General features: G+C 69.4%; 9 protein-coding genes. 4 read left to right on the top strand and 5 right to left on the bottom strand.

Annotation, left to right across the window (positions count from 1 at the left end; genetic code table 11):
* Positions 1–58 precede the first annotated feature (58 nt).
* The 5 genes from FNH09_RS15965 to FNH09_RS15985 form a co-directional block, all read right to left on the bottom strand.
* Complete coding sequence (locus tag FNH09_RS15965) at positions 59–541, bottom strand: NUDIX domain-containing protein (protein WP_152888346.1); 483 nt, start codon at positions 539–541, stop codon at positions 59–61.
* Between the two features lie 88 nt (positions 542–629).
* The gene (locus FNH09_RS15970) at positions 630–1,532 is read right to left on the bottom strand and encodes a LysR substrate-binding domain-containing protein (RefSeq protein ID WP_162468653.1); all 903 of its coding nucleotides are present in this window, start codon (positions 1,530–1,532) and stop codon (positions 630–632) included.
* 239 nt (positions 1,533–1,771) lie between these two features.
* Positions 1,772–2,941, bottom strand: coding sequence for a cystathionine gamma-lyase (locus tag FNH09_RS15975; RefSeq protein WP_152888348.1), 1,170 nt, complete (start codon positions 2,939–2,941; stop codon positions 1,772–1,774).
* Positions 2,938–3,429: a low molecular weight protein-tyrosine-phosphatase gene (locus FNH09_RS15980; RefSeq protein ID WP_152888350.1), complete on the bottom strand. Its 492-nt coding sequence runs from the start codon at positions 3,427–3,429 to the stop codon at positions 2,938–2,940. The genes FNH09_RS15975 and FNH09_RS15980 overlap by 4 nt, the downstream gene beginning before the upstream one ends.
* Positions 3,430–3,436: 7 nt before the next feature.
* A complete protein-coding gene (locus FNH09_RS15985; protein ID WP_152888352.1) occupies positions 3,437–3,817 on the bottom strand; it encodes a phage holin family protein in 381 nt (126 codons plus the stop codon).
* Positions 3,818–3,876: 59 nt separating this feature from the next.
* Between FNH09_RS15985 and FNH09_RS15990 the strand changes: the two genes are divergently transcribed.
* The 4 genes from FNH09_RS15990 to FNH09_RS16005 all read left to right on the top strand — a co-directional run bounded on the left by FNH09_RS15990 (position 3,877) and on the right by FNH09_RS16005 (position 6,155).
* Complete coding sequence (locus tag FNH09_RS15990) at positions 3,877–4,194, top strand: cupin domain-containing protein (protein ID WP_152888354.1); 318 nt, start codon at positions 3,877–3,879, stop codon at positions 4,192–4,194.
* Between the two features lie 148 nt (positions 4,195–4,342).
* Positions 4,343–4,555 (top strand): DUF5326 family protein, encoded by a 213-nt coding sequence (locus FNH09_RS15995; RefSeq protein WP_152888356.1) that lies wholly within the window; start codon positions 4,343–4,345, stop codon positions 4,553–4,555.
* Between the two features lie 266 nt (positions 4,556–4,821).
* Positions 4,822–5,619, top strand: coding sequence for an IclR family transcriptional regulator (locus FNH09_RS16000; protein ID WP_238426702.1), 798 nt, complete (start codon positions 4,822–4,824; stop codon positions 5,617–5,619).
* Positions 5,620–5,717: 98 nt separating this feature from the next.
* Positions 5,718–6,155 carry an SsgA family sporulation/cell division regulator gene (locus FNH09_RS16005; protein WP_152888358.1) on the top strand — a complete coding sequence of 146 codons (438 nt, stop codon included), beginning with the start codon at positions 5,718–5,720 and terminating at the stop codon, positions 6,153–6,155.
* The last annotated feature ends 77 nt before the right edge of the window (positions 6,156–6,232 follow it).

Raw genomic sequence — 6,232 nt, forward strand, 5'->3', positions numbered from 1 at the left:
CGAGCCCATCGTCGGTCTTACAGGCACGGCGAGACTTCATCGTCGGCGGTTGTGTCCTTCAGCCCAGATCGGGGGCATGCATGGCGCGTACGCCCTCGATGTTCCCGTCGAGGTAGTGCCGCAGCGACAGGGGCACCAGGTGCACGGAGGCGATGCCGACGCGGGTGAACGGCACCCTGACGATCTCGTATTCGCCGGCGGGCTCGTCGACCTCGGGGCCGTGCCGTAGGGACGGGTCCATGGATTCTAGGCGGCACACAAAGAAGTGCTGCACCTTCACCCCGGTCGCGCCGCCGTCCGCGCCGATGTGCTCGACGGTGTCGACGAAACAGGGCACGACATCGGTGATCTTGGCGCCGAGCTCCTCGTACACCTCGCGGTGCAGGGCATCGACGACAGTCGGATCCTCGGGCTCAACCCCGCCCCCGGGCGTCACCCAGTACGGATCCACGCCGGGCTTGGTGCGCTTGATCAGGATCAGATGATCGCCGTCCAGGAGAACGGCTCGGGCGGTGCGCTTGACCACGGGTCGGACGGTCATGGGAGAAATGTGGCCCGGCTGGTTCCACGTGAAACATTACGAAACATCATTGCAGGCGAATTTCCCATGACATTGCGGGGAAACCGGCTCAGCACCAGTCGGCGGCGGCCCGCTGGAGCCACTCGTGGGCCCGCGCTATGTGCGGCATCACCAGCGTGCCGGTGCGCACCACGAGGAAGTAGGTCCGCAGCGGCGGTACCGCCGGCTCGTGCAGCGCGACCACGTCACCGCGGGCCAGGGCGGAGGCGCACAGATAGCGCGGCAGCACCGCGAGGCCGGCGCCCGCGCACGCGCAGGCGAGAACGGCGCGCAGATCGGGGACGATGACGGCACCCGAAGCGGCGGGCCGGGAGTCGAAGACGGAAGCCCAGTAGCGGGACATGAACGGCAGCGACTCGTGCACCTCGACGACGGGGAGGTTCTCCAGGACCGGCGCGCCCTTGCGGCGTCTCCAGGGCTCGATCCGCTCGGCCCAGCTCGGGGCGGCCACCAGGACGTGCTCCTCGTCGCACAGGGGTGTCGCGGTGAGCAGGGCGCCGCGCGGGCGCGCCGTGCTGATGGCCAGGTCGTGATGTCCCGCCGCCAGCCCTTCGAGGGCCTCCTCGGCCGTGCCGAAGGAGGCGCGCAGGGCGAGCCCCTGGCCGCCGTGGCCGGCCAGCTCGGTGAGCGCGGGCAGGGCCCGTTCGGCGGTGAACTCGGGTGGCCCCGCCAGATGCAGGGTGCGCAGCGAGGAGTCGTCGTCCAGGCCGGTCTCGGCGATCTCCACCAGGGCGTCCAGATGGGGCGCGGCCTTGTGAGCGAGTTCGTCGCCGATGGTCGTCGGGGTCACCCCGCGGGCCTGCCGTAGGAACAGGGGGCGGCCGACCTGCCGCTCCAGTGTGCGGATCTGGGAGGTGACGGCCGGTTGGGAGAGACCGAGGAGAGCCGCGGCGCGAGTGAAGGAACCGGCTCGGTGCACCGTCACGAAGGTACGCAGCAAGGCGAGATCCACGCAGTGCCCTCCCCTCTCGCCGCCCCGCTCCAGATCCTTCCGGCCGGCCCCCTGCCGCGCCCAACTATAAATATGTCGATAGGTCTCTGTCGCTACTGTGATTGGACACTGACACTCAGTCAACTAGCCTTGGTCGCGCGGTTCTCAGCGCGCGGAACCGGGGACGGTCCGAGCCACGAGGGGGGAGGCTCGGACCGTCCGTCGTGCGCAGCGGGACACCGGCGGGGCGTCCGCGCCGGTCAGTCCGCCGACTCGTCCAGGGCGCGCAGCAGATCCGCCACCAGGTCCGCGGGGTCCTCCGCGCCGACCGAAAGACGGATGAAGCCCTCCGGCACCGCGTCGCCGCCCCAGCGTCCGCGCCGCTCGGCGGTGGAACGCACTCCGCCGAAGCTCGTCGCGTCGTCCACGAGCCGCAGCGCGTCGAGGAAGCGGTCGGCCCGTGCGCGCGTGGGCAGGGTGAAGGACACCACGCATCCGAAGCGCTGCATCTGCTCGGAGGCGATCTTGTGGGCCGGGTCGTCGGGCAGCCCTGGATAGCGCAGCCCGCTCACCTCGGGGCGCCGGCGCAGCGCCTGGGCGACGGTGAGGGCGGACGCGTTCTGCTGGTCGACCCGCAGCTGGAGCGTGGCGATCGAGCGGTGTGCGAGCCAGGCCTCCATGGGCCCGGAGATCGCCCCGACGATCTTGCGCCAGCGGCGTACGGAGGCCATGGCCTCCGCGTCACGGCCGGCGACATAGCCCAGGAGGACATCGCCGTGCCCGGTGAGCTGCTTGGTACCGCTGGCCACGGAGAAGTCGGCGCCGAGTTCGAGGGGCCGCTGCCCGAGCGGCGTCGCGAGGGTGTTGTCGACCGCCACCAGGGCACCACGCGCGTGTGCCGCCTCGACGAGCCGCCGGATGTCGCAGACGTCGAGCCCCGGGTTCGACGGGGACTCGATCCACAGCAGCCTGGCGCCGTCGAGGACGTCGAGCTGGGCGTCGCCGCCGGTGGGGGCGGTGCGCACCTCGATGCCGTAGGCCTCCAGCTGGGCCCGCACCAGGGGCAGCGCCTGATATCCGTCGCTGGGCAGGACGACCGCGTCGCCCGCGCGCAGCTGGGAGAAGAGCACCGACGAGATGGCGGCCATGCCGGAGGCGAAGACGAGCGTCTCGACCCCCTCGCCGCCGGGCGCCTCCAGCTCGCCGATGGCCCGCTCCAGATGGGTCCAGGTCGGGTTCTCGTCCCGTCCGTAGGCGTACGGGCCGGTGGGTTCGCCCGGCAGATGGAAGTGAGCGGCGAACACCGGTCCCGGCAGCGTCGGTTCGTGTTTGACCGGCTCCGGAAGTCCCGCCCGCACCGCGCGCGTTCCGTCGCCCGCGGCGGGGGGAACCGCCGTACCGCTTCCTTCGTTGCCGGCAGAGTCGCTCATGCCGCCCGTCCTTCCACATGTTCACGTACCGCGGCGAGCAGCCCGGTGCTCGCCGCCTCCACCATCTCAAGGCAGCCCTCGAAGCCGTCGATGCCCCCGTAGTAAGGGTCGGGAACGTCGAGGTCGTCCCCGGCGGCGGGGTCGTAGGAGCGCAGCAGCCGCACCTTCCGCGCGTCCTCCTCGGTGGGCGCGAGCCGGCGCAGTTCCCGGAGATGGCCGTGATCGAGAGCGATCACGAGGTCGAGGCGGGAGAACCAGGAGGCCCGGAATTGGCGGGCCGTGTGATTGCTGTCGTAGCCGCCGTCCTCGAGGACGGCGACCGTGCGCGGGTCCGCGCCCGCGCCCTCGTGCCAGCCTCCGGTGCCGGCGCTGTCGACCTCGACCCGGTCGTCGAGCCCGGCCCGCGCCACATGGGCGCGGAAGACGGACTCGGCCATCGGCGAGCGGCAGATGTTCCCCGTGCACACGAAGCAGACGCGGTAGGTCATCGAGTGCTCAGTCCTTGCCGTCGGGCAGAACGACGTTGAGGGCCCAGGAGACGATCGAGATGATCAGGCCGCCGAGGACGGCGGTCCAGAAGCCGTCGACGTGGAAGCTGAGGTCGAGCTTCCCGCACACCCACGAGGTCAGCAGCAGCATCAGCGCGTTCACGACCAGGGTGATCAGGCCGAGCGTCAGGATGAACAGCGGGAAGGTGAGGACCTTCAGGATCGGCTTCACCAGGAAGTTCACCAGGCCGAAGACCAGGGCGACCAGGATCAGGGTGCCGACCTTCTTGCCCGTGCTGTCACCGGTCAGGGTGATCTTGTCGAGCAGCAGCACGGCGATCGCCAGGGCTCCGGCGTTGGCGATCGTCTTGACTACAAAATTCTTCATGTGTCTGATCGTGGCAGAAGAGATCGGATTCGAGCAGAGGTGTGGGGCGGACAAGAGCGATGAAGGCATTCCGGCTGGACGAACTGGAAGCGGAGCGCGCCGCCAACGACGGTGCCTACCTGCAGTTTCTGCGCGAACGGAACATGTCGGTCGGCCTGTACGCGCTCGACGCAGGTGCTCAGGACAGGCAGAGCCCGCACAACCAGGACGAGGTGTACTTCGTGGTGAGCGGCCGCGCCTCCATCACGGTCGGCATGGAGACGACCCAGGTGGCGCGCGGCAGCGTGGTGTACGTGCCGGCCGGGGTCGCGCACAAGTTCCATCACATCAGCGAGGACCTCAGGGTTCTGGTGGTCTTCTCTCCGCCCGAAGCCTGAGCCGCGGTCTCGGGGTTCCCTAGGGGAACGGTCAGGGGAGGACAAGGGGCGCGAGGCCCCCGCCGGACCCCGTCGCGGCCCTAGCATTCTGGGCAGGACAACAAACGGGTCCCGGGACAGCCGGGCGGAGAAGCAAAGGACGAGGGAGATGCAGGAGATCTTCGCGGGACTGCCGTGGTGGGTGAAGTGGGTCGCGGTGCCGATCATCGCCCTGTTCGTGTTCGGCAGCCTCATAGCCACGGTCGTCACCATCGTGATCGGTCTGCTGTTCAAGCTCCTGATCTTCGTCGCTCTGGTCGGCGGCCTGATCTACATCGTCCGGAAGTTCATTTCGGGCTCCTCGTCGCGCAGCGACTGGTGAGGTGAGGGGCAACCGGTGATCGGTAACAGGAATCACCGGTTCCCTCGGGCGAGGGAAGTTTTCCGGGCAGCCCGTCGGCGAGCGGTGGCAGGCGGATAAAGTCCGGAACTCGACGCGGGGAAGACCCCCGCGAGCGGCGTACATCCCCGCCCGTGTTCCCCGCACGGGCCGCCCCCTCGCGCAACGGGAGTGCCCCCTTGGCCACGGTCGACACCGCAGCGACAGACACCTGTCCACCCCTCACCCGGTCGTGTTCCACCATCCCTCTGGTGCCGCGACCGCCCTCCGCCTCGGTCCCCGAGCAGCCGCATTCCGCGACGACCACCCTGATCGGGTCGGTGCAGCGCGCGATGCGTCTGCTGGAGTGCGTCGCCGCGCACGAGCACGGAGCCCCCGCCAAACAACTGGCCCGCGAGACCGGCCTCGCTCTTCCCACGGCCTACCATCTGCTGCGCACCCTCGTGCACGAGGGCTATCTGCGCCGCGACAAAGGACTGTTCTTCCTGGGTGAAGCCGCCGAGCGGCTGGGCGACAGCGGAGCGACGCAGAAACGTCGCAGCACGGTTGCCGGTCTGCTCGCGCAGTGGCGCGATGCCATCGGTGCCCCCGTCTACTACGCCGTGTACCGCGGCGGTGAGATCGAGATGCTGTGCGTCTCCGACACCCCCGGCAATCCGGCGGCCGAGGAGTGGGCGGACTTCCGTGAGACCGGGCACGCGCACGCCATCGGCCAGTGCCTGCTGGCGCAGCTGGACGACGAGGCCCGCCGTGACCACCTGGACCGCTACCCCGTGCAGTCCCTCACCCCGTACACGGTGCACGACGACCGCACCCTGCTGCGACGACTGGAACGGCTGCGGCGGCTGGGGCCGGTGACCGAGCGTCAGGAGTACGCGCTGGGGGTGGTGTGCGCGGCCATTCCGATCACGCTGGGTGCCACCGCCGCGGCGATGGCCATCTCGCTGCCCGCTCATCAGTCCGACCGACTGCTCCCCGCCGTACAGCAGTTGCAGGCCGAGATCGGGCGACTTACCGGGTCAATGGGACTCTCTATCAGCATCTGAAAAATCACTCCTTGTGATCTGCCGTGCACGTTCAGCAAGATGCCATCAAATGCAGGGGTTCATTCCAGGCCATTCGACGGCATATGACGGGGTAGGCGATGCGCGAGTCGGTACAGGCAGAGGTCATGATGAGCTTTCTCGTGTCCGAGGAGCTCTCGTTCCGCATTCCGGTGGAGCTGCGCTACGAGTCCAGTGATCCGTACGCCGTGCGGTTGACCTTCCACCTTCCCGGCGACGCACCGGTGACCTGGGCCTTCGGGCGGGAATTGCTGATCGACGGAGTGGGCCGGGCCTGCGGTGAGGGTGACGTACGGGTCGCGCCCGTCGACCCGGACTCGCTGGGCGAGGTCCTGATCCGGCTTCAGGTCGGAGTCGACCAGGCGTTGTTCCGTTCGTCGACGGCCCCGCTCGTGGCCTTCCTCGACCGCACCGACAAGCTGGTGCCGTTGGGACAGGAAGGGGCCCTCGCCGACTTCGACGCCCATCTCGACGAGGCCCTGGACCGCATCCTGGCGGAGGAGCAGAGCGCGGGCTGAAGCGCGGGGCGCGGGGCACCGGGGGCACGCCGGACGGTTCGGCGGGGCCCGGGGGGTCAGCAGGAACGCTTCTGTGG

It is taken from the genome of Streptomyces adustus (assembly GCF_009377175.1).
In the GTDB taxonomy this organism is placed as follows: domain Bacteria; phylum Actinomycetota; class Actinomycetes; order Streptomycetales; family Streptomycetaceae; genus Streptomyces; species Streptomyces adustus.